The sequence below is a fragment of the Methylocaldum sp. 14B genome, from assembly GCF_002005105.1.
In the GTDB taxonomy this organism is placed as follows: domain Bacteria; phylum Pseudomonadota; class Gammaproteobacteria; order Methylococcales; family Methylococcaceae; genus Methylocaldum.
This window is the reverse complement of sequence record NZ_MSCV01000007.1, coordinates 143,135-163,112: the sequence shown is the minus strand read 5'-3', so window position 1 is coordinate 163,112 and position 19,978 is coordinate 143,135. Positions and strand designations below refer to the sequence as shown.

Here is a 19,978-nt window from a genome sequence, read left to right as displayed (position 1 = left end):
TTTCCGTGTCCAGTCGGGGGGGTAATCGACTTGCCGTCGATAGTGGCATGCCGCATGGACGCATTCCGTGCAGCGCGTCAACCACGTCTTGAACGGTGCCGGTCCACAAGTCCGATGTCTCCGGCACTGTTCATGAGTGCCCGGAATGTCCCAACAAGAACCCGAGGGTTTCCAGCAATACCCCGAATCCTAGAAAAACCAGGCCAATCCAGGCGTTCTCCGGAGCAAGCAGAAACAGCACTCCCCCGGTTGCCAGTAAACCCAAAGATATACGCCTGCGAATGGTCGGACTCTTGAGCATGGGGATCGATGCTACGGTTCAGCCCCAAGCGATTTCAATTGATTAAGTTGCTCCGGAGTCAATACGGCATTGATCGCCGCGCGGGAACTCAAAGCCGTGTTCACCAATGCGTCGAAAGCCGCCGAGTGATTTTTTGCCGCAATGCGGATAGCCGCCTCGTCGCTCGCCGGGTTCAGAAAGAGCCGATAGGCCGATCGTTGGGTTTCACGAAGTTTCTTGCCGATTTCCTTGATCTTTTGCTGATTGTCTTGGTGTATCCGCACGATCTTGCCGATTTGTTCGTCGGAGAGCTTGAGCTCGTTGACGTGGCGAAGCATCACGTTTTCATAGCTTTCATGCGCCCGCAATCCGCCTTCTTGCAAGCTTTCCAATAGCTTGCGCAGCTTGACGCCATGCGCGCTGTCCATGGCGCGCGGCTGGCTTTCGGTTGCGGGCGTCTTCGCGGCTGCCGGCAATCCCCATGCGGTTAATGCAAAAACCGATGCCGTCAACAAAGCGGAGAGCTTTTTCATGGGTTTCCTCGTCATCCAACGCCGATTGTCAGATCATTGCGCTTCGAGGCCGACGAGCAACGCCCGGTAAGCGCATCGTCGAGTGTGCCCCGGGAGAACGTTGGACATAACGAGCACCGGAAAGCACTAATCGCGTCGGCCATCGAACTTGAACAACCAGGCGACTCGGCCCTGAGCCAATTTCGACCGTCATCGAAATATTCGATCGGACAGCCCGTGGCCTAGTTCCGCCTGGACCACCGCTCTCGTGAGCCTCGTGCCGACGGCAGTTGGTCGACGATTCGCGGACTTCAAGATTTTTTCGCAAACGAAGGCTGCGCACTATGGTCTATCAAAGATTAAAGCGTATCCTTGTAGGAAGCCGGCATGTACGACTGGATTGTCGTTGTCCCGGTGTTCGGGCATGGCTGTAACCTGTTCGGATTCTTGGGCTTCGACCGAAAAGCCGGTTATTGTTCTAGTAAAGGAGATAGACGATGCGGAAGGCTTTCTACGGACGCTGCGCCCCCCGGTTTTTCGTGCTTCGAATTATCTTGGCAAGTGCTCTTACGGCCTATGCGTCTTTACTCTCCGCGAGATCGGTCGATACCGGGAGACACCGCGTGATAGCCGCCGAGATCATTGTTCTGCCCGCGCCGCATACCGCGGGTTCCATGTCATTGGAAGAGGCCTTGCACAGGCGCGATTCGGTTAGGGAGTTTCTCGGGACGCCGATGTCGTTGGAAGACGTATCTCAGCTCTTATGGGCCGCTCAGGGAATCACCCACGACGATCAGCTCCGCACCGCCCCTTCGGCCGGTGCGCTTTATCCGTTGGAGCTGTACCTAGTGGGCGGCGACGTTCTCAATCTGCCGGCAGGCATTTACCGGTATCTCCCTCAACGGCACCGGCTGGAGGTGATCCGTCGCGGCGATTTTCGGGCCGATCTCGCCGCCGCGGCAATGCATCAGGATTGGCTGAAAGACAGCGCGGCAATCCTGGTATTCGCTGCCGTGGAGGAGCGAACGACCGCGAAGTACGGCTCCCGCGGCCGCGCCTACGTCCATGCGGAAGCCGGGCATGCGGCGCAGAACGTTTTGCTTCAGGCGGTAGCCCTGGGACTTGGCGGTACGCCGGTCGGGGCATTCGATGACGAGTGGTCGGCGCAAGTTCTGGACCTTCCAGCGGAGGAGAAGATCCTATATTTGGTGCCCATCGGAAAGCCGCGCTAAGAGGTTATGCGAGAAGCTACTCGCGTCCCATAGAGGCCCTTTCGACTGAGCCTAGGACGGGCACGCTCTTGGGCTGCCCGCGAGGCTTCCCACATACCCTCCAAGAGACGCCGGCGGCGAGAGCGATCCCCCTTGTATCCTGGAACGGCACCGTGCCGATTGACGGTTTTGATCATTCAGGGAGTGAACCATGCGACGTTTGCACATTGCCATCGTCGGTTTCGGCAGACTCGGTTTGGCGTGTGCCGAAGCGGCACGGAACGACGAACAGATTGTCTTGGCCGGTGTCGTGCGCCGACCGGAGTCGGCGCAGATCCTGCCCGCTCCCTTCGATCGGATTCGTGTCGTTTCCCATATCCGCGAATTGTCCGGTCTCGATGCGGTGTTGGTCTGTATCCCAGCGGAGTGGGTTAGGGGCTGCGTACACGATTTGCTCCAACTGGGTCTGCCCGTCGTCGAGTGCGCAAGATTTCATGGCGAGGCTGTTCTTGAGCACAAGCAGGCCATAGATCGCTGGGCGATCCGCTTCGAGCGGCCCGCTGTCGTGGGCGCCGGCTGGGACCCTGGGGCGCTGTCCTTGATGCGGGATTTGTTCGCTCTGCTCACGCCGAAAGGACACACCGACATCAGTCATAGGCCCGGCATCAGCCTGCATCACACCACGCTGGCCGGCTCCGTACCGGGAGTTAAGGGGGCGCTTTCGACGGAACACCGGAACGCCGACGGGCAGATGGAGCGCTATGTCTATGTCGAATTGGCGGACGGCGCGAGACTGGAAGAAGTGAAAGCGGCCGTTGCCGCTGACCCGCTGTTCGGGGGCGACATCACCACCGTATTTCAGGTCGAGAGTATGGCGGCGCTCGAGGACGAGCACGGCGTACTGCTGCAACGCCACGGTTCGGCCGGTCAAACCAAACACCAGTATCTGATGTTCGAAGCGCGCCTTTCCGAGGCCGCCCTGAGCGCTCAAATGATGCTGGCGGCGGCCCGTGCGCTGCCCGGTTTGAAGCCTCGCGCTTATTCGCTGTTCGATCTGCCTCTGGGCGCCCTTTGGGGTGAGTTGCGTAAGGATTCGGAACAGACGTTTCTCTGAGTCGCTGCCGTGCATCCTTATATCTCGATTCTTCCGTTCACAAGAAGCAGAATTTCCGGCTGATCACCGGGAGAGCGACCTCGGATCGGTAGGTTACGCGGAGCCTGTCCTGAGCCTGTCGAAGGGCCTGTCCCGAGCGGAGCCTAGGGGCTAACCCACCATCGATGGGTTTCGCTTCGCTCTACCCATCCTACGATGAATGTTCACTCGAATGCCGAATGGAATTAGCTATGTTCGCCTGTTTTCTTTCGAATCGGCGAAGGGATGTTGGCCAAGAATGCGTGAAACAAGGTCGGATCGTAACCGACAGCAAATCCCAGCAAGGATAACAGTCCCGCCATCCTGAGATACTGGGCTGCATTCGTCTCGCTGATCGCTTCCGTCGTTCCACCGGGAATTCCGATGGCCAAACCAGCGATGTACAGCAGATAAACCAGAAAGCTACGGCACATGCTGGCCAATGGAGACTCCACCCGGTAGGCCATGCTTACGGAAGCCAATGCCTGGTCGGAGTCTGCGGGTTGATCCTGGTCTTCGGTCTCTGCTTGATACCCCTTGAATGTCAACCGGCTCGATACTCCACCTATCACGCCAGAGAGGCATGTCAGGATGGCGACGTTGGTGTAGGTGTAAAGAGAAGCTGCGACGACGAAATCTAGCCAATTGAATGATGCTGCGAGATGGTCGCGATAGGGGCGTGACGAAATCAGCAGTCCTGAACCGAACAGCGTGATCCAGGCGACGAGACTCAAAAAGCCTATGACATAATCGACCCATTTTCGGTATGGCATAGTTTTCATCTTGGCGCCTCCTTTGATAAAGCGCCTTGATTTTAGAAGTTTTGGGAGGATTAGCCATACCGTTGTCCGAGCGACAGCAATTTTCTGCTCGAAAAGGCTCGATCATTCCTCCGACCAAGGTTCACCGCTTCCTTGCCGCGACTTTTTCTCGCCGGGCTCTTCCGGAGCTTCTGCCGAAGGCTCCTGTTCCAAGGGCTCTTCTTCCGGAAATCCCTCACCCCACTCGTCTCCTCCTTCTTCCGCGCTTGTACCGGTCGGCCGCTCCTGGGGCTTTTCGATTTCCTTCAGAGGCTCGACCCAATCTTCGGGCGGCGTATCGGAGACTTCGGTACCCGTGAGATCGTCCACTTCCGAGACGTCCAGAGGCCCGCTCCAGTTTTCCGGCGCCTCGATAGGCTGAATCTCGAGCCGGTACCAGGCATCGAAATCCATCTCTTCCACATCTCCGTCGAAATGCTGGATCTCCACCAAATCCGCCTCCTCATCCACGAAGACGACCTGGAAGGCTTGACCCTTGTCCAGATGTTGGTACCAATTGCCGACAATAGGATCCGCTTCAGAATTCATCGTTATGCCCTCGTCTTATACACCGAGATCTCGTTCTACCGGCGAGCGGCTCGGATACCCTAAGGAACGCTCGGCCGGTAAGCTAGCCGAATCGAAATTGAGTCTGTCCATCCTTTAGGTCTGCAAAGCAGATGGAAGTTTAAATTGGACGAAACGGCCGAGAGCCGTCGCCGGATCATCGATCGGGCGTGCAAACGCTCTAAATTGACAAAGCTCACATAGCAGAAGAAATTCTTAAACCTCAACGGTCAGCCGATCAGAGAACTTTTCATCAACCGCAACCACCGAAGGACATGTTCGTCATGCTGTGGGATATTTCGCCCGTCGCCTTCACCATTTCCATAGGCGCTTTCCAGCTTCCGGTCCACTGGTACGGACTTTTCTTCGCGTCGACTTTCGTCTACGGTCTGTTCGTCTTCCGTTACTTGTTTCGGCGTGAGGGACGGCCGGAGGACGAGGTTTACGATCTGGTGCTGTTCGTCCTTGCCGGAACCGTGATCGGAGCCCGCTTGGGCCACGTGCTGTTTTACAATCCGGGTTTTTATCTGACGCATCCGTGGAAAATCCTCGCGGTGTGGGAAGGCGGGCTCGCGAGCCACGGCGCGGTGGTCGGCATTCTGATCGCGGTCTGGCTATATTCCCGTCGGGCGACCAATCAATCGTTCCTCTGGGTGTGCGATCGCATCGGCGTTACCGTACCTTTGTCCGGATGCCTGATCCGCATCGGCAATTTCTTCAACTCGGAAATCCTGGGCCACCCCGCCGACGTTCCCTGGGCGATTGTCTTCGCCCGGGTCGATTTGCTGCCGCGCCACCCGGTACAGCTTTACGAGGCTTTCTGTTACTTGTTGATTTTTCTGGTCCAGTTTCGCTTTTATCTCAGGCGCGGGAATAGCGTGCCTGAGGGCTATATGTTCGGTCGCTTTTTCATCCTGGTATTCGGTACCCGCTTCGTCCTGGAATTCTTCAAGGAGGGCCAGGCCGCTTTCGAGTCCGGCTGGACGATTACCATGGGCCAATGGCTGAGTATTCCGGCGATGCTGGTCGGGATGTATTTGGTGCGGCGAGCGTGGCGCTTGCAGCGGGCGTTCGGAGCCGATTTGAATGCCGCGCCGCCCCAGTCGGATGCTTGATCGCGAAACGGATTATCGACCTTTGCGGTAGATGGGCAGTTCTGGTCGCCAAGGATTCCATTCGGGCGGCATTTCGGGCAGCGATTCGTGCGCGCCGATCACGAGAAGCCCTCCGGTCGACAGGCGAGCGTCGAGACCGTGCAGGATGTCCCGCTGCAGGGCGATCGAGAAGTAGGTAAATGCGAGGTTGCGGCAGAGAATGAGATCGAAGGGGCCGTCCGGCAAGGTTTTGCGCAGATCCTGCGCGGCCCAGCTCACCGGTCCGCGATATTCCGGTTTGATGCAGTACCGTCCCTGATTTTCCGTGAAGGCTAGGTCGCGCCAAGGCGGCGGCAATTCCTTGAAACTGCTCGGCGGATAGCAGCCGCGCCGGGCTCGGGCAATCTGATCCGGATCGGCATCAGTGGCGGTCAGTTCAAACGCGATATCCGGAACCTGCGGCGCGATTTGCAGCGCCCAGATCAAAGTCAGCGTGTACGCCTCCTCGCCGGCGCCGCAGCCTGCGCTCCAGCTGCAGATACGGCGTTCACCGCGGGTTCGGCAGAAGCGAATCAGCTCCGGCAATCCGTCGCGGGCGAGAATATCGAAGACCCGGCGGTCGCGGTAAAAGCGGGAGATCGTAATTCGGCAGAAACTATCGAGCCGCGGCCATTCCTCCGCGTGAGTTTCGAGGTGGCGGCGATAAGCGTCGAGATCATCCATCTGCAATTCCGCCATACGTCGAGCGATGCGCCTGATCACCTGACGCCGGACTTTGCGGAACCCCGGCCAGCGCAGTTCCAGGCGCGGCAAGGCCCATTGCAAGAAATCCACCCATTTAGCTTCCTGGTCCGTCACCGTTGCGTCCTTCTGAATCAAGGGTTCGCGCAACGCCGAACATTCAGGGAGTCCGCAGAGAGGCCCGGAGAACCCTTGCCGCGTCGACCGACCGTGGACGGCTTCCTTCGCTCGCGATCACTTGGGCAGCGAGAAGCAAGCCGAAGCGCAGACAGGTTTCGGGGGCGGCCCCTTGTGCAAGTCCGTACAGAAAGCCGGCGTCGAAGGCGTCGCCACCGCCGGTTCGATCGGCCTCTGTCGCCGGGAACGCGGGATGGGCGTATTCGCCGCTCGGTCCCAACGCCACCGCCCCTCGGGCGCCCTGGGTAACGACCAAAAAGCTTGAAGGCGAGAGACGCTTCCGCGCTTCGCGCGGATCGGTCGAACCGGTCCAGCGGCGCAGCTCGGTTTGGTTCATGAAGATCAAATCCAGCCGGGGGATCATTTCTTCCGTAGGCCCTTCATCCAGATCGCAGGAGACGGTGGCGCCCCGTTCCTTGGCGAGACGGATCAAGGGCAACGCGAGCTCGTGCAGAGAGGTCGCCACGTGCAAGTGCGCGCCAGGGTAAAAAATCCGGCCATCGATCTCCGCCGGATCGAAGCAAGCGTTCGCCCCGCCCGAAGTGACCATGCGCTTGCTGCCGGGAGTCGCGAAAATGGCGGCCATTCCGGTAAGACTCCGGCTGGTGCGCTGAATCAGGCTCGTATCCGTCCCAGCTTCGGCCAGCGCCGCGATGGCAAGCGTGCCGAAGGGGTCGTCGCCCACGCACCCGAGCATTCGTACAGACTGGTTGAGCCGCGCCAGCCAATAGGCCGTATTGGCGGCCGATCCGCCGTAGTTCAAAGCGCATTTTCGGCAGCGCAGTTTTTCGTGTTCTTCCGGCAGGCGCTCGACCGGAAACGTGAGATCCGCGTTCAAGCTCCCGGCACAGATAAATCGGGTAATCATGTTTAACCTTAGCCGTCGGTTAAAGCGTAAGATAAGCCTATTCCGCCGCTCGGACCAAACGAGGTCTTATGACTAGATTGTCTCGCATGATGCGCGAGATCGAGGAGGAGGTTACCGTCACCCGGCATCTGATCGGCAAAGACACGCTGAATCCGAGGGTGCTGGACGCGATGCGAAAAGTCCCTCGTGACCGTTTCGTGCCTTCCGAGTCCAAGGCTTACGCGTACGAAAACGGACCCCTGCCCATCGGTTACGGTCAAACCATCTCCCAGCCCTACATCGTGGCCTTGATGACCGATCTCCTCGATCCCGAACCGGACGACATCGTTCTGGAAATCGGCACCGGTTCCTGCTATCAGGCGGCGGTCCTGTCGCTGTTGGTTAAGCGGGTTTACACGGTGGAAATCATTGCGGAACTGGCCGAGCAGGCGAAAGAGCGGCTGATGCGCCTCGGCTACGCCAACGTCGAGGTCCGTGCCGGCGACGGCTATCACGGTTGGCCGGAACATGCGCCCTATGACGGCATCATCGTCACGGCGGCCGCCCCGTACCTGCCGAAAGCCTTGCTCGATCAGCTCAGGCCCGGAGGCAGGATGGTGATCCCTATCGGGCTGCCTTATCGCCACCAGGAACTGATGCTGGTGGAGAAGGACGAGCAACGCCAAATCGAAACCCGGAGCATTTTGGATGTGGCCTTCGTGCCGCTCACAGGAGACTCGATGATCGAACCGGAGCGCGAATCCGTGACGCGCATCGATCGAACGAATACGGATGGAGAACGACCATGACTGTAAAATTATCGGATGCCCAGATCAACGAGCTGAAACTGGCGCTCAAGAGCCGCTATCGAGATCTCAGGGAAGAAATCCGTCAGGAACTCTTGTCTTCGGATAACGAGCAATACATCGATCTCGCCGGTCAGGTTCACGACATGGAGGAGGAATCCGTCGCGGACTTACTGGTGGACCTCAACCTGGCCATCATCGACCGGCACATTCGGGAGCTTCAGGCGATAGACGCAGCCCTGCTCAGAATCGCCAACAACGAGTACGGTATCTGTATCGAGTGCGAAGGGGAGATCGGCTATCCTCGGCTGAAGGTAAATCCCGCGGCGCTGAGGTGCCACGATTGCCAGGAGCGATACGAGCATACCCACGCCGCCACTTCGCCGAGCTTATAGGGAACGGCCGGATATGCGGCGGTGCCGTGCGGAACCGGATAGAGATCCGCCGGTCCTCGCACCCGCCATTCGATCGATCCGGGCTAATCCAGCACGTGGGACGCCAACCCGTCCGCCAGCTTGGGCTCGAACCAGGTCGATTTCGGGGGCATGACCTTTCCCGCATCGGCCACAGCCATCAAGTCTTCCATGCGGGTAGGGTGCAGCGAAAACGCCACGGCCATTTCTCCGGAATCGACGCGGCGCTCCAGTTCGCATAAGCCGCGGACGCCGCCGACGAAGTCGATCCGCCGGTCGCGGCGGGGATCGGCGATGCCGAGGACCGGCGAAATGAGATTGTCCTGCAAGAGACTGACGTCGAGCCGTGCCACCGGGTCCGCGGGGATCAACTCGGGTCTTATGGTCAGCTTGCGCCAGTGTCCGCCGAGATACAGGCCGAACTGGCCGGGATTTTCCGGTTTCACCGGATTGTCGGCCGATTCTATGGCAAAGCGCTCGGACACCCGGCTCAGAAACTCCGCTTCGCTCAAACCGTTCAAATCCTTGACCAACCGGTTGTAATCCATGATCCGCATCTGGCTCTTGGGAAATATCACCGACAGAAAGTATTCGTAGCTTTCATCGCCGGTATGGCCGGGATCGGATTGCCGGCGCGAGGCCGCAACCCGCGAAGCCGCGGCGGAACGGTGATGCCCGTCGGCGATATACAGGGCCGGCAGCGCGTCGAAAAGTTCGGTGAGCCGGGCGATGGTATCTTCATCGCGAATGCTCCAGAACGTATGCCGCACGCCGGACTCCGCTACCGCGTCGGCTTCGGACGGTTGCTCGGCGGTTTTCGCCAACAGGCTGTCGATCTCGGGCGCATCGGGATACGCCAAAAGCACCGGACCGGTCTGAGCGTTCAACGCCACGATCTGGCGTACCCGGTCGTCCTCCTTGTCGGGGCGGGTGAACTCGTGTTTTCGGATGCGGTTGGCGTCGTAAGCGGCGACACTGGCCGTCGCGACCAGGCCCAGTTGCGTATGGTCGCCCATGACGAGGCGATAGGCATAATAGAGCGACCGGTCGTCCCGCTTCAGGATGCCGGAATTCAGCATCCGCTTCAGATTGTCCGCGGCCTTGGCATAAACCTCCGGAGCGTAAGCGTCGGTTCCGGGCGGCAAATCGATTTCCGGTCTGGAAATGTGCAGAAAGCTCCACGGACGGCCCGCCGCCAGCGTTCTGGCTTCTTCGGTATTCAACACGTCGTAGGGCGGTGAGATAACCTCCGCGGCGCGACCGGGCGCCGGACGGAGAGCGGAGAAGGGGCGGATGAGGGGCATGGTCGTTTTCCTGAGGGCAATGGCTGAATTCTAACACCGGAGCCGAGAAACCTTATTTCAGTAATGACTCGTGCGGCTGTCAGTAATTTCACCGGGTCGTTGGTCCAATGGAGCAAGGAATGGCGAACTGGAGCCCAATGACGATGTCCTGTATTCTCCCTCATCTTTCGAGGCTAGAGCATTTCCCGGTTTAGTGTAGTGCCCCGGCTGTAGGTCGGGAATCCCTTCCCGACGTGGCTGTCGGCAAAGGATTGCCGACCTACGACTATGCGTCTTGTTCTACCATTAGCAGTTTCAGCCCCTTGTATCGAGGTCTTCATTTCAACATGAGCAAAGCCTATCGTCCGATTTTCGTTGCAACGCTTCTTTTGCAAGCCGCCTGTGTCAGCGTTTCGAATCAGCCTCGCGGGATTTACCAACCTGGCCAGATACCGGGCGAGTCCACGGCCGAGCGCCAGCCGGGTACTCCACAGGCAGGCGCGAGAGAAACCCCTGCTCCGTCATGGAGAGCGAAACCACCCGTCAGAAGCGAGCCCGTCGCTTCATCGCCTGCAGTTCTGGCCTTGTTGAGCGAGGCCGAAAACAACCGCAAAAGCGGGCAACTGGACAATGCCGCCTCCGCACTGGAAAGAGGGATACGCATTCAGCCGCGCAATCCTCTGTTGTGGCATCAATTGGCCGAAATTCGGCTCCAGCAGCATCAGCCGGGCCTTGCCGAAGATCTGGCGAAAAAATCGAACCAGCTTGCGAGGGGAAGCCAGCCGCTGACCCAAAAGAACTGGTCCATTATTGCGCAGGCGCGCCGGGCGAAAGGCGACCTGGCCGGTGCGGCGATGGCCGAGCAGAAAGCCGGGAACTGAATTGCCGGATTTGCTTTCGATCTTGGGGGCGGAAGGCCCGTTCGCCCGGTGCTTGCCGGGGTTTCGCCCGCGCCAGGGACAGGCGGAGATGGCGCAAGCCGTCAAACAAGCAATCGACGGCAAGAGCTGCCTGGTCGCGGAAGCAGGTACCGGCACGGGCAAGACCTTGGCCTATTTGGTTCCGGCGGCTTTGTCCGGCAAGAAAGTCATCGTTTCGACCGCCACCAAGACTCTCCAGGATCAGCTTTTCCGCAAGGACCTGCCTATGGTCCGGCAAGCGCTGGCCGTGCCGTTCAAGGCGGTACTTCTGAAAGGGCGAGCCAATTATCTGTGTCCGTACCGTCTGCAAAACACCCTGGGATTCAAGGCGGGTTACGGCCCACGCGAGGCGTACGCCCTGGAGGCGATCCGGCGCTGGAGCAAGACCACCCGGACCGGTGACATCGCCGAAGTCGTCAATGTGCCGGAATCCTCGGTGCTTTGGTCTTCGGTGACCTCGACCGGAGACAACTGCCTGGGGCAGGAATGCCCCCAATACGAAGACTGTTTCTTGGTGAAGGCACGCCGCAGTGCTCAGGATGCCGATATTCTGGTGATCAATCATCATTTGCTGTGGGCCGACTGGACCTTGAAGAACGACGGCTTCGGCGAGCTCTTGCCCGACTGCGAAGCGATCGTGGTGGACGAGGCTCATCAATTCGTCGAATCGGCGGCCCAGTTTCTGGGTCTCGGCATCAGCTCCCGCCAGCTCCACGGGTTGGCGGACGATATCCTGGTCGAGCGGCTCAAGAACGCGAAAGATATGCCGCAGCTGCTCGAAGAAGCGGAACTGCTCGAGCAATTGACGGCGGAGCTGCGGCAGGCTTTGGGCGACCCTTCGCGGCGGGAGGCGTGGCACAAGGTGGCGGACGATTCGGCGGTAACCGAAAAGCTCGCCGAGTTGCGCCGGCATTTGCACGATCTCGAAGCCATCCTGAAAGAAGCCGCCGTTCGCAGCAAAGGCCTCGAGTCGTGTTGGAAACGTTGTACGGATTTGGGCGTGCGGCTGGAAACTTTCGACAAGGACGAAGGCAGCGAAGCCGTACGCTGGTTCGAGGTCTATAAGCACAGTTTTTCCCTGAACCGGACCCCGTTGGCCATCGCCGGCGAATTCGCGCGGTTTCGGAAGCACAGTCAGGCCGCCTGGATCTTCGCATCGGCAACGCTCACGGTGAGCGGCCGGTTCGATCATTTCGTCGGACAACTGGGACTCGGCGGTGCCGATTGCCGGGCTTGGGAAAGCCCGTTCGATTACCGGAACCGGTGCTTGTTGCTTCTGCCGCCGGGGCTTCCGGACCCGGCGGTCGACGGCTTCACCCAGGCCGTGGTGCGAGCCGCGCTGCCGGTTTTGAAGGCCAGCCGGGGCAGGGCATTCATGTTGTTCACCTCGCATCAGGCCTTGTCGGAGGCTGCGGCTTTGATCGCGCAGCATCTCGATTATCCGCTGTTCGTTCAGGGCAACCAGCCCAAAGCGGTGCTTCTGGAAGCCTTCAAGCAGGCCGGCAACGGTATTCTCCTGGGCACCGGGAGCTTTTGGGAGGGGGTCGACGTTCCGGGACCGGCGCTTTCCTGCGTCATTATCGACAAATTGCCGTTCGCTTCACCCAGCGACCCGGTGCTCAATGCCCGGCTCGAAACCCTCCGCCGCAACGGACTGAATCCGTTTGCGACCTATCAGCTTCCGGCCGCAACCATCGCGCTCAAGCAGGGCGTGGGGCGCTTGATCCGGGATCAGGAGGATCGCGGCGTGCTGATGCTGTGCGATCCGCGGATTTTGTCCCGCTCCTACGGGAAGGTTTTTTTGAACAGCCTGCCGGATACGCCGAGGACCCGTTTGCTCGCCGATGTGCAGCGGTTTTTCTCCAGTGAATTCGAAAAAGAGATCGCGGTATGAAGATTCTGGCCATCGAAACCGCCACGGAAGCGTGTTCGGCCGCCTTGCTGATCGATGACACCGTTCTCGAACGTTATGAGCTTGCGCCGCAGCAGCATAATCGGCTGATTCTGCCGATGATCGACTCCTTGCTGGCCGAAGCCGGAGTCAGGGTTTCGCAAGTCGATGCTTTAGCGTTCGGACGGGGGCCCGGCTCTTTTACCGGCGTCCGCATCGCGGCCGGCGTGGCTCAGGGGATTTCGTTCGCCGTCGATCTGCCGGTGGTTCCGGTTTCGACGCTGGCGGCCCTGGCGCAGGATGCCTTGATCGAGTCTCCGGAAAAGGTCGCATTTTCCTGCATCGATGCGCGCATGGGCGAAGTCTACTGGGCGGTCTACCGTAGGGGAGAATCGGGGTTGGCGGAGCTTTTGGGCGAAGAATCGGTACGGCCGGCCGAACGCGTTTCGTTTCCCGATCATGCCGAAGGCGTCGGTATCGGCAGTGGATGGAAGACCTACGGTTCGGTTCTCCAGGAGCGTTTGGGCAGCGACGTAAAAAGGATTCTGCCCGACCGCTTTCCGCGCGCGGCGATGGTGGCTCGTCTTGGCGCCGATGCTTTCGGCAGCGGTTTCTTTGTGGAGCCGGAACAGGCGCTGCCGGTTTATCTGCGCGACAATGTCGCTAAAAAGCCGGGTTCACGAACGTAGGCGGATCGATCTTTGTAGCGGTCCCGTCGAAAAACGCAGAGAAAGGGAAAAATCCCTGAGGAGGGGGCCTCTATAGTAAACTATCGGGATGGCTCAATATTTTCAGATCCACCCGGACAACCCGCAAGCTCGGCTCATTCGCCGAAGCGTCGAGATCATTCGCGAAGGGGGCGTAATCGTTTATCCGACCGATTCCTCCTACGCGTTCGGCTGTCAGATGGATAATAAATCCGGGCTGGACCGCATCCGCCGAATTCGCCAGTTGGAGGAAGATCACAATTTCACCTTGGTCTGCAGGGATCTGTCGCAGATATCGACTTTCGCGAAGATCAACAACGAAGCATTCCGACTGATCAAATCGCTGACGCCGGGGCCGTTCACCTTTATTCTCAAAGCGACCCGCGAAACGCCGCGTCGCCTGCAACATTCAAAGCGCAAAACCATCGGTATCCGCCTGCCGGACAATCCGATCACGCTGGCGCTGGTAGCGGAACTGAACGAGCCATTGTTCAGTTCGACCCTGATTCTCCCCGGCGATGATGACGCCATGACCGACCCCGAAGACATTCGCGACCGCCTCGAGAAAGAGGTGGATTTGATCATCGATGCCGGAGTCGTTCCCTATACGCCGACCACTATCATCGGCTTTATCGAAGACACGCCGGAGATCGTCCGGCAGGGGTCGGGCATCGTCGCCTCGCTTCAGTAACCACGTTCATTCCTACAAAGATTGCACCAATGGAAGAACTTACCTTCGCTCAACGTTTCGCCATCTGGATCCTCCCGGTCCTGTTCGCCATTACCCTGCATGAAGTGGCCCATGGCTGGGTCGCCAAGATGCTGGGCGACAACACCGCGGCTCGGCTCGGCCGTTTATCTTTGAACCCGCTACACCACATCGACCCCGTGGGCACCTTGTTGGTGCCTGGAGTGCTGTTGGCGCTGGGCGGTTTTATCTTCGGCTGGGCCAGGCCCGTCCCGGTGGATTTCGGCAAACTGCGTCACCCGAAGCGGGATATGGCGCTGGTCGCCGTTGCAGGACCCGCTGCTAATTTCTTGATGGCGATCGCCTGGGCGCTCGTCGCCCGTTTGGCCAGCGCCGTGGATTTTGATTACGTGTCGATACCCTTGGGTCTCATGGGTGTCGCCGGCATCGTCATCAACATCGTGCTGATGCTTCTGAACTTGCTTCCGATTCCGCCGCTCGACGGCGGGCGGATCGCAGCAAGTTTCTTGCCGCCCAGGCTGGCCATCAAATTCAGTCAGATCGAACCCTACGGTTTCTTCATTCTGCTGGCGCTGATCGCCACCGGAGGGCTGTCCATGATTCTGGGCTTTCCGATCTATGCTATGCAGAGGTTGCTTTTCGGTTTTGCCGGTCTATAGATGACTGATCTGGCCGATTGTGAAAAGACCGTTGTGACCGATTCGAATTCGGAACGAGATGCGCGGCAGGTCGATTCACAAGCTGTAAGCGAGGGAGCGGTCACCGCAGCACCGTTGGCTTTCGTCAACGGCGCGCCGTTCACCGAGTTGCCGGAAGACCTCTACATCCCACCCGACGCGCTGGAAGTATTTCTGGAAACGTTCGAAGGTCCGCTCGATCTTCTGCTTTATTTGATCCGCCGGCAGAACCTGTCCATAGTGGACATCCCCATTGCCGATATCACCCGCCAGTACATCACCTACATCGAGATGATGAGCGAACTCCGGATCGAGCTTGCCGCCGAATACCTGCTGATGGCGGCGATTCTCGCCGAGATCAAGTCGCGCATGCTGCTGCCGCGTCCGACAGGGCCGGAACAGGGCGAGGAGGATCCTCGCGCCGAACTGGTGCGCCGCCTCCAGGAGTACGAACGCTACAAGCACGCCGCCCAGGAGCTCGACGCCCTGCCGCGATGCGAGCGCGACGTTTTCGAAACGTCGGCGGATACCGGTGCCATCAAGGTCAAAAAGATTTATCCCGAAGTGGAATTGAAAGAAGTTCTCTTGGCTTTCCAAGACGTGCTGCGGCGCGCCGAGCGATCGACGCATCATCACATCCAGCGCGAGCCATTGTCGGTGCGCGAGCGGATGTCGAGTATACTGGCGCGATTGCGGACCCAATTATTGATCCCGTTTCCCAGCTTGTTCGAACGGAAGGAAGGCCGGCACGGCGCGGTCGTTTCGTTGCTCGCCATCCTCGAGCTCAGCAAGGAGCGCTTGATCGAGATCATTCAGGAAGAACCGTTGGGCGAATTGCAAGTTAGGCCACTGATGGCTTCCGGTGTCGATTGACGTGGAACTGAAAACGATCATCGAGGCGGCGCTGTTAGCCGCCGGCAGACCGTTGTCCTTCGCCGAACTCGAAAATCTGTTTGCCGACAACGAGCGGCCAGAACCCTCAGAAATACACTCCGCTTTGGCGGAGTTGGCCGAAGATTGCCGCGGCCGGGCCGTCGAATTGAAGCAGGTGGCCAGCGGGTACCGTCTCCAAGTGCGGGAGGCGTTTTCCCCCTGGGTCTCGCGGCTGTTCGAGGAAAGGCCTGGGCGTTATTCGCGCGCCTTCTTGGAAACTCTCGCCATCATTGCTTACCGTCAGCCGGTTACGCGCGGTGAAATCGAGGATATTCGCGGCGTAGCCGTCAGTTCGAGTATCGTGCGAACGCTTCAGGAGCGGGGATGGGTACAGGTGGTAGGGCACAAAGAGGTCCCGGGGCGCCCGGCCCTGCTCGCCACGACCAAGCAATTCCTGGACTATTTCAATCTGAAGAGCCTTGGCGAACTACCGCCGCTCCAGGAGCTCATAGACGACTTGGCGCTGCAAGCGGCGCCGCAAGACCAGCCAGTGACCGAAAATGCGAATACCGAATCGATCGAATAAGACCAAGACGCCGGCGGATGTACGTCCATCACCGGATGACGCCGGCGAGCGGATTCAGAAAGTTCTCGCTCAGATCGGGCTGGGCTCGCGCCGGGAAATCGAGGAATGGATCAGGGCCGGTCGGATATCGATAAACGGCAAGCCGGCCGAGCTGGGGGATCGTTACAGAACCGGCGACCATGTCACCGTCAACGGCCGACCGGTCGATGTCGCCAAAAGGTCCGAAGCGCCAACCCGTGTGCTCATCTATCACAAGCCGATCGGAGAGGTGGTCAGCCGGCGCGATCCGGAGGGGCGTCCGGTAATTTTTACCCGGTTGCCCAAACCATCGACCGGGCGCTGGATTGCCGTCGGACGTCTCGATATCAATACCCAAGGTCTGTTGTTGGTCACCAATAATGGTGAACTGGCCAATCGTCTCATGCACCCGTCGCGGGAAATGGAGCGGGAGTACGCGGTCCGGGTTCTTGGCCCCGTCAACGACGAAATGTTGACTCGGCTGTCGAACGGTATCGCGCTGGAAGATGGACCGGCTCGATTCGAGACGATAGAACCGGCGGGCGGTGAGGGCGCCAACCGATGGTTTCGCGTCACCTTGAAGGAGGGGCGCAACCGTATCGTTCGGAGGCTTTGGGAATCGCAGGGAATTACGGTAAGCCGATTGATGCGGACGCGGTTTGGCGGGATTGCCCTACCGTCCCGATTGAAAGCGGGAGCGTCTTACGAACTCCCCGCTGAAGAAGTCGCCGAATTGATGCGTTCGGTTGGACTGGATATCGGAAAAACGCCTTCGGATCGGCGCCCTGCGCGCCGGCATGCGAGCGACAAAGCTGTCCGCCGCCGAAAAACCAAGATTTTTTAAAACCGTCGGTCTTTTGGCTACGTATCGATTGCAGCCGCAACCCGATTGCGTCCGCCGCGTTTTGCCAGATACATGGCCTGATCGGCGCGGCGCAGCAAGTCCAAATGAGTTTCTCCGGAAATCAGCGTTGCTACCCCCAAGCTCAACGTAACGCGGACGCCCGAATCGCGTACTCCGCAGAATGTTCCTTCGACCGTGTTACGAATGCGTTCAGCAAGATTTACCGCGCCGTCCTTGGACGTGTTGGAAAGCAGAATGACGAATTCTTCACCGCCATAACGGAACAGGATATCGCTCCCGCGCACGGAATCCTTGATAGATCGCGCTACCGACCGCAACACGGCATCGCCTGTGTCATGCCCGAAACTGTCGTTGATCGATTTGAAGTGATCGACGTCGAGAAGAATGATCGAAAGGGGGGTGCCGTAGCGGCGCGCGAGCTCAAGTTCCCGCTGCAGACTACTGAGCAGTGCCGGTCGATTCCCGGTTTGAGTCAACTGGTCCGTGTGGGCATAACACAAGGCTTCGCGATACTTGAGCCCGTTTCGCAAGGGATAGAGTAGACGGCAGAGTAGCGCTTCCACTCGGGCCAACTCCGGTTCACTGAAGCGCCGGTCTCGGCTCATCCGCCATTCGCCGAGCGGCTCGTTCTCGAGTTCGAGATTGTAAGCGCAGACGTGCCGTCCTTTCTTGCCCAGCGAAAGTTCGATGCCGAGCTTTTCGTTGCAAAAGCGCAAGCCGGAATGGGGAACGATAGACTTCAAGTGCGTGCTGAACAAACCGAGAAGCTGCTCTATGTCCAGCGTGGTCTGAAGAGCTAAGACCATTTCGTAGTAGGATCCATCACCCAGAGCGGTTTTTTTCTCGCTCTTTTGGCTCGACAGCGCGGCTAAATTTTCCGCTTTATTATTTTTCATCGCGCAGTTTCTCTTCTCGCCGAAAGGGTGTCTGATGGCTTAGGTCTCTTCTAAAGCGAGATTTATGCCAGTGTCCTCGGCACCCGAAATTCAAGCGTTCGATGCTACTGCCTGTCGGAAATTTGACGGGTGAGGTAGGACCATTTTGTCGGTTTATGGCAAGCATCGAAAATTGATCGAGGGACAGCAAAGCCGAGCGCGAAGTTGCGTGCCCGTCAAAGAAAACGTCAGTGAATTCTCGGTTTTTTGCCGACATCTAAAACCGGTAAAAATTCGGACTGTTTGTAAAGAGTCAGTGCCCAGCGGTCCTGATCGCTGTCGTGGCGGAGAATATAAATGCCGTCCGTGGTAAGCAGCTTGAAATATCCATATTCCGACGCGAGCCACCGGTCGATGACCTCCACGACTTCGATGCGTCGGTCGCCGAGGAAAAAAGCGGACGGCTCTTGTACTCCAAGCTCGCTTCGGTTAGCCAGAACTGTGATCGGCTGTAAATTGTCGGACATGACAAATCTCTGAATCGTTCGCTATTTAAAAAATGCTTCCAGGTAAGCCCAAAATTCGGAAATGCACTTTGCGTGCCTCGATCCTTCGGTTTCTTGCGTAATCGTACCTTATCCAGGAAGTCGTGTTAACGGAAGTGCGAAATCGATGCGGTATTGATTTTATCGCATGCGATCGGCGGAGGTGAGCGAAGGGATACAATTTATGGTGTCCTTGCGATACGAGGACATAGCGAATGAATCTTGCCCGTTCAGCAAGGCAGTGCCGACGTTATCGTGCGAAGACAGACGTCTCAGGGACTGGCTTCGGCTCCTGTGCTATGCATGTAAATCGCTTCATGGGTGACTGCCCGAGTACACGTTCCACACGTGCAGTTGATCGCAGCCATCGTTGCTGTATCCAGTAACTTTGATCCAGGCCCGCCCGTCCGTGATCGGTTGAGAGAGCACGCCTTCGACCGCTAGTCTCCCGCTACGCTGTTCGGAAATCGCGACGGCGACGGGCTCGTTATTGACCCAGACTTTGATGGTGTCACGGTCGGTATTTTCCGAGGCGACGAAAGAGAACTTTTGGAGTGCCGGGACGCTGGTCTCCTTGGCGGGCGATTCGTCAAAGAAAATCGGTGGCGTGCAATCGAGAATGATTCCGCCGTGGTGACTCACTCCGAAAGCAAAGACTGTGGCGGGTAGTAGGTACGCGAGGGACGCAATCGCGACAGGTTTTATCATTGTATTTACCCTACTCGGTTTTGACTGTTCCGTCGTTCAAGCGAACGAGCGTTGCTGTTCCCGCGGAGAAGCGTTTCTGGTCTTTATGATTGTAATTCGGCCTGGAGGCTCGGTTTGACGGTATATCGGTTTTCCACGCACCGCTCTAAATCAAGACAAACAAACTGCCTATCAGCATGCTCAAGACCACGCCTTTCCAAGGCCACCAAAGAGCCGACCAAGACAGGCGCAAGATTTTTAGCTGTTTTTTAATCCAACGCATCAAGGCTGGAATAAGCCTGGTTCGGCTATATCGCCAGAGCCATCTCACAGTGACGATGCCGAGCAGGATCTTGAGTGGAGTTATCGTCCAGGCGGTAATCAGTTCTGCGTGGCGTGGCGAAAGGTCGAACCAGTCCTCCAACTTGTCTTCGATGAGGATTTCCTCGCCGCCTTCCACGAGAATGAAAATAGCGTCCCCAAGCAGTTCCATGATGTCGAGGATCAATTCGAAGATCAGTTCTGCGGAGGCAATCACGGCGACCAGGCCGATTCCGAACCAGAGCAACGGTTTCCAGCTGGGCTCGGGTTGGGGATCGGTACCGGACTTTTCTATGTCCGAGTTCGAATTCTCTGTTACGTCACTCATGTTTTATTGACGGCTAGTCTGGATTTGCGCAAGGGTAGCTGCGTTTCACGTACCGTTCAAGCACTGGTGGTGTGGGCGCTCCAACGGAAAACGTCTTGAATTTTTGCAGCGTC

Annotated in this window: 23 protein-coding genes; 13 read left to right on the top strand and 10 right to left on the bottom strand. The window is 58.3% G+C overall.

All coding sequences use genetic code 11. The features are described from left to right. Nucleotides 1-312 precede the first annotated feature (312 nt). On the bottom strand, nucleotides 313-813 hold the full coding sequence (locus B2A78_RS07290) for a Spy/CpxP family protein refolding chaperone (RefSeq protein ID WP_168175371.1): 501 nt from the start codon (nucleotides 811-813) through the stop codon (nucleotides 313-315). Between the two features lie 476 nt (nucleotides 814-1,289). Between B2A78_RS07290 and B2A78_RS07285 the strand changes: the two genes are divergently transcribed. Continuing rightward, nucleotides 1,290-2,024: a SagB/ThcOx family dehydrogenase gene (locus B2A78_RS07285; RefSeq protein ID WP_077729247.1), complete on the top strand. Its 735-nt coding sequence runs from the start codon at nucleotides 1,290-1,292 to the stop codon at nucleotides 2,022-2,024. A gap of 190 nt (nucleotides 2,025-2,214) precedes the next feature. Then, nucleotides 2,215-3,117, top strand: a complete 903-nt coding sequence (locus B2A78_RS07280; RefSeq protein WP_077729246.1) for a diaminopimelate dehydrogenase — start codon at nucleotides 2,215-2,217, stop codon at nucleotides 3,115-3,117. 224 nt (nucleotides 3,118-3,341) lie between these two features. On the opposite strand, the gene B2A78_RS07275 is transcribed toward B2A78_RS07280, so the two are convergent. Beyond that, nucleotides 3,342-3,917, bottom strand: coding sequence for a hypothetical protein (locus tag B2A78_RS07275; protein WP_077729245.1), 576 nt, complete (start codon nucleotides 3,915-3,917; stop codon nucleotides 3,342-3,344). A 102-nt stretch (nucleotides 3,918-4,019) separates the two neighbouring features. Then, nucleotides 4,020-4,484: a DUF6763 family protein gene (locus B2A78_RS07270; protein WP_077729244.1), complete on the bottom strand. Its 465-nt coding sequence runs from the start codon at nucleotides 4,482-4,484 to the stop codon at nucleotides 4,020-4,022. Between the two features lie 302 nt (nucleotides 4,485-4,786). Here B2A78_RS07270 and lgt point away from each other — a divergent pair, with 302 nt between their 5' ends. Further along, nucleotides 4,787-5,617: a prolipoprotein diacylglyceryl transferase gene (gene lgt, locus B2A78_RS07265; protein WP_205780692.1), complete on the top strand. Its 831-nt coding sequence runs from the start codon at nucleotides 4,787-4,789 to the stop codon at nucleotides 5,615-5,617. Between the two features lie 12 nt (nucleotides 5,618-5,629). Here lgt and B2A78_RS07260 read toward each other — a convergent pair whose 3' ends face one another. Both B2A78_RS07260 and B2A78_RS07255 read right to left on the bottom strand, forming a co-directional pair. Beyond that, a complete protein-coding gene (locus B2A78_RS07260; protein ID WP_205780691.1) occupies nucleotides 5,630-6,487 on the bottom strand; it encodes a CheR family methyltransferase in 858 nt (285 codons plus the stop codon). Nucleotides 6,488-6,497: 10 nt separating this feature from the next. Next, nucleotides 6,498-7,382: a carbohydrate kinase family protein gene (locus B2A78_RS07255; RefSeq protein ID WP_077729242.1), complete on the bottom strand. Its 885-nt coding sequence runs from the start codon at nucleotides 7,380-7,382 to the stop codon at nucleotides 6,498-6,500. Nucleotides 7,383-7,450: 68 nt separating this feature from the next. Here B2A78_RS07255 and B2A78_RS07250 point away from each other — a divergent pair, with 68 nt between their 5' ends. Together B2A78_RS07250 and B2A78_RS07245 are read left to right on the top strand one after the other, a co-directional pair. After that, nucleotides 7,451-8,170, top strand: a complete 720-nt coding sequence (locus B2A78_RS07250; RefSeq protein WP_077729241.1) for a protein-L-isoaspartate(D-aspartate) O-methyltransferase — start codon at nucleotides 7,451-7,453, stop codon at nucleotides 8,168-8,170. Then, the gene (locus tag B2A78_RS07245; RefSeq protein ID WP_077729240.1) at nucleotides 8,167-8,562 is read left to right on the top strand and encodes a TraR/DksA family transcriptional regulator; all 396 of its coding nucleotides are present in this window, start codon (nucleotides 8,167-8,169) and stop codon (nucleotides 8,560-8,562) included. Before B2A78_RS07250 ends, B2A78_RS07245 begins: the two co-directional genes overlap by 4 nt. A gap of 83 nt (nucleotides 8,563-8,645) precedes the next feature. Here B2A78_RS07245 and B2A78_RS07240 read toward each other — a convergent pair whose 3' ends face one another. Then, nucleotides 8,646-9,884, bottom strand: a complete 1,239-nt coding sequence (locus B2A78_RS07240) for a DUF1015 family protein (protein ID WP_077729239.1) — start codon at nucleotides 9,882-9,884, stop codon at nucleotides 8,646-8,648. A gap of 326 nt (nucleotides 9,885-10,210) precedes the next feature. Between B2A78_RS07240 and B2A78_RS07235 the strand changes: the two genes are divergently transcribed. From B2A78_RS07235 to rluB, 8 genes are all read left to right on the top strand, one after another. Further along, entirely contained in the window at nucleotides 10,211-10,744 is a 534-nt protein-coding gene (locus B2A78_RS07235) for a hypothetical protein (protein ID WP_077729238.1), read from the top strand. Between the two features lies 1 nt (nucleotide 10,745). After that, complete coding sequence (locus B2A78_RS07230; RefSeq protein ID WP_346425835.1) at nucleotides 10,746-12,677, top strand: ATP-dependent DNA helicase; 1,932 nt, start codon at nucleotides 10,746-10,748, stop codon at nucleotides 12,675-12,677. After that, nucleotides 12,674-13,363, top strand: a complete 690-nt coding sequence (tsaB, locus tag B2A78_RS07225; RefSeq protein WP_077729237.1) for a tRNA (adenosine(37)-N6)-threonylcarbamoyltransferase complex dimerization subunit type 1 TsaB — start codon at nucleotides 12,674-12,676, stop codon at nucleotides 13,361-13,363. Before B2A78_RS07230 ends, tsaB begins: the two co-directional genes overlap by 4 nt. Nucleotides 13,364-13,451: 88 nt before the next feature. Then, nucleotides 13,452-14,072, top strand: coding sequence for an L-threonylcarbamoyladenylate synthase (locus tag B2A78_RS07220; protein WP_077729236.1), 621 nt, complete (start codon nucleotides 13,452-13,454; stop codon nucleotides 14,070-14,072). A gap of 29 nt (nucleotides 14,073-14,101) precedes the next feature. Further along, nucleotides 14,102-14,749 (top strand): site-2 protease family protein, encoded by a 648-nt coding sequence (locus tag B2A78_RS07215; protein ID WP_077729235.1) that lies wholly within the window; start codon nucleotides 14,102-14,104, stop codon nucleotides 14,747-14,749. 114 nt (nucleotides 14,750-14,863) lie between these two features. Further along, nucleotides 14,864-15,640: a ScpA family protein gene (locus B2A78_RS07210; RefSeq protein WP_240502438.1), complete on the top strand. Its 777-nt coding sequence runs from the start codon at nucleotides 14,864-14,866 to the stop codon at nucleotides 15,638-15,640. 1 nt (nucleotide 15,641) lies between these two features. Beyond that, nucleotides 15,642-16,226 (top strand): SMC-Scp complex subunit ScpB, encoded by a 585-nt coding sequence (gene scpB / locus B2A78_RS07205; protein ID WP_077729270.1) that lies wholly within the window; start codon nucleotides 15,642-15,644, stop codon nucleotides 16,224-16,226. Continuing rightward, nucleotides 16,201-17,088 carry a 23S rRNA pseudouridine(2605) synthase RluB gene (rluB, locus tag B2A78_RS07200; protein ID WP_077729233.1) on the top strand — a complete coding sequence of 296 codons (888 nt, stop codon included), beginning with the start codon at nucleotides 16,201-16,203 and terminating at the stop codon, nucleotides 17,086-17,088. The genes scpB and rluB overlap by 26 nt, the downstream gene beginning before the upstream one ends. A 17-nt stretch (nucleotides 17,089-17,105) precedes the next feature. On the opposite strand, the gene B2A78_RS07195 is transcribed toward rluB, so the two are convergent. From B2A78_RS07195 to B2A78_RS07180, 4 genes are all read right to left on the bottom strand, one after another. Then, nucleotides 17,106-18,005: a GGDEF domain-containing protein gene (locus tag B2A78_RS07195; RefSeq protein ID WP_077729232.1), complete on the bottom strand. Its 900-nt coding sequence runs from the start codon at nucleotides 18,003-18,005 to the stop codon at nucleotides 17,106-17,108. Between the two features lie 227 nt (nucleotides 18,006-18,232). Continuing rightward, nucleotides 18,233-18,511, bottom strand: coding sequence for a hypothetical protein (locus B2A78_RS07190; protein WP_077729231.1), 279 nt, complete (start codon nucleotides 18,509-18,511; stop codon nucleotides 18,233-18,235). 333 nt (nucleotides 18,512-18,844) lie between these two features. Further along, entirely contained in the window at nucleotides 18,845-19,237 is a 393-nt protein-coding gene (locus B2A78_RS07185; protein WP_077729230.1) for a hypothetical protein, read from the bottom strand. Nucleotides 19,238-19,382: 145 nt separating this feature from the next. Next, nucleotides 19,383-19,865 (bottom strand): hypothetical protein, encoded by a 483-nt coding sequence (locus tag B2A78_RS07180; RefSeq protein ID WP_077729229.1) that lies wholly within the window; start codon nucleotides 19,863-19,865, stop codon nucleotides 19,383-19,385. Between the last annotated feature and the right edge of the window lie 113 nt (nucleotides 19,866-19,978).

Excerpts from the sequence above, each read along its gene's own strand:
- B2A78_RS07250 (WP_077729241.1), top strand. The coding sequence starts at position 7,451 with ATGACTAGATTGTCTCGCATGATGCGCGAGATCGAGGAGGAGGTTACC.
- B2A78_RS07290 (WP_168175371.1), bottom strand. The coding sequence starts at position 813 with ATGAAAAAGCTCTCCGCTTTGTTGACGGCATCGGTTTTTGCATTAACC.
- B2A78_RS07220 (WP_077729236.1), top strand. The coding sequence starts at position 13,452 with ATGGCTCAATATTTTCAGATCCACCCGGACAACCCGCAAGCTCGGCTC.
- tsaB (WP_077729237.1), top strand. The coding sequence starts at position 12,674 with ATGAAGATTCTGGCCATCGAAACCGCCACGGAAGCGTGTTCGGCCGCC.
- B2A78_RS07275 (WP_077729245.1), bottom strand. The coding sequence starts at position 3,917 with ATGAAAACTATGCCATACCGAAAATGGGTCGATTATGTCATAGGCTTT.
- B2A78_RS07185 (WP_077729230.1), bottom strand. The coding sequence starts at position 19,237 with ATGATAAAACCTGTCGCGATTGCGTCCCTCGCGTACCTACTACCCGCC.
- B2A78_RS07240 (WP_077729239.1), bottom strand. The coding sequence starts at position 9,884 with ATGCCCCTCATCCGCCCCTTCTCCGCTCTCCGTCCGGCGCCCGGTCGC.
- rluB (WP_077729233.1), top strand. The coding sequence starts at position 16,201 with ATGCGAATACCGAATCGATCGAATAAGACCAAGACGCCGGCGGATGTA.
- B2A78_RS07245 (WP_077729240.1), top strand. The coding sequence starts at position 8,167 with ATGACTGTAAAATTATCGGATGCCCAGATCAACGAGCTGAAACTGGCG.
- B2A78_RS07285 (WP_077729247.1), top strand. The coding sequence starts at position 1,290 with ATGCGGAAGGCTTTCTACGGACGCTGCGCCCCCCGGTTTTTCGTGCTT.
- B2A78_RS07255 (WP_077729242.1), bottom strand. The coding sequence starts at position 7,382 with ATGATTACCCGATTTATCTGTGCCGGGAGCTTGAACGCGGATCTCACG.
- B2A78_RS07180 (WP_077729229.1), bottom strand. The coding sequence starts at position 19,865 with ATGAGTGACGTAACAGAGAATTCGAACTCGGACATAGAAAAGTCCGGT.
- B2A78_RS07235 (WP_077729238.1), top strand. The coding sequence starts at position 10,211 with ATGAGCAAAGCCTATCGTCCGATTTTCGTTGCAACGCTTCTTTTGCAA.
- B2A78_RS07280 (WP_077729246.1), top strand. The coding sequence starts at position 2,215 with ATGCGACGTTTGCACATTGCCATCGTCGGTTTCGGCAGACTCGGTTTG.
- B2A78_RS07270 (WP_077729244.1), bottom strand. The coding sequence starts at position 4,484 with ATGAATTCTGAAGCGGATCCTATTGTCGGCAATTGGTACCAACATCTG.
- lgt (WP_205780692.1), top strand. The coding sequence starts at position 4,787 with ATGCTGTGGGATATTTCGCCCGTCGCCTTCACCATTTCCATAGGCGCT.
- B2A78_RS07215 (WP_077729235.1), top strand. The coding sequence starts at position 14,102 with ATGGAAGAACTTACCTTCGCTCAACGTTTCGCCATCTGGATCCTCCCG.
- B2A78_RS07190 (WP_077729231.1), bottom strand. The coding sequence starts at position 18,511 with ATGTCCGACAATTTACAGCCGATCACAGTTCTGGCTAACCGAAGCGAG.
- B2A78_RS07195 (WP_077729232.1), bottom strand. The coding sequence starts at position 18,005 with ATGAAAAATAATAAAGCGGAAAATTTAGCCGCGCTGTCGAGCCAAAAG.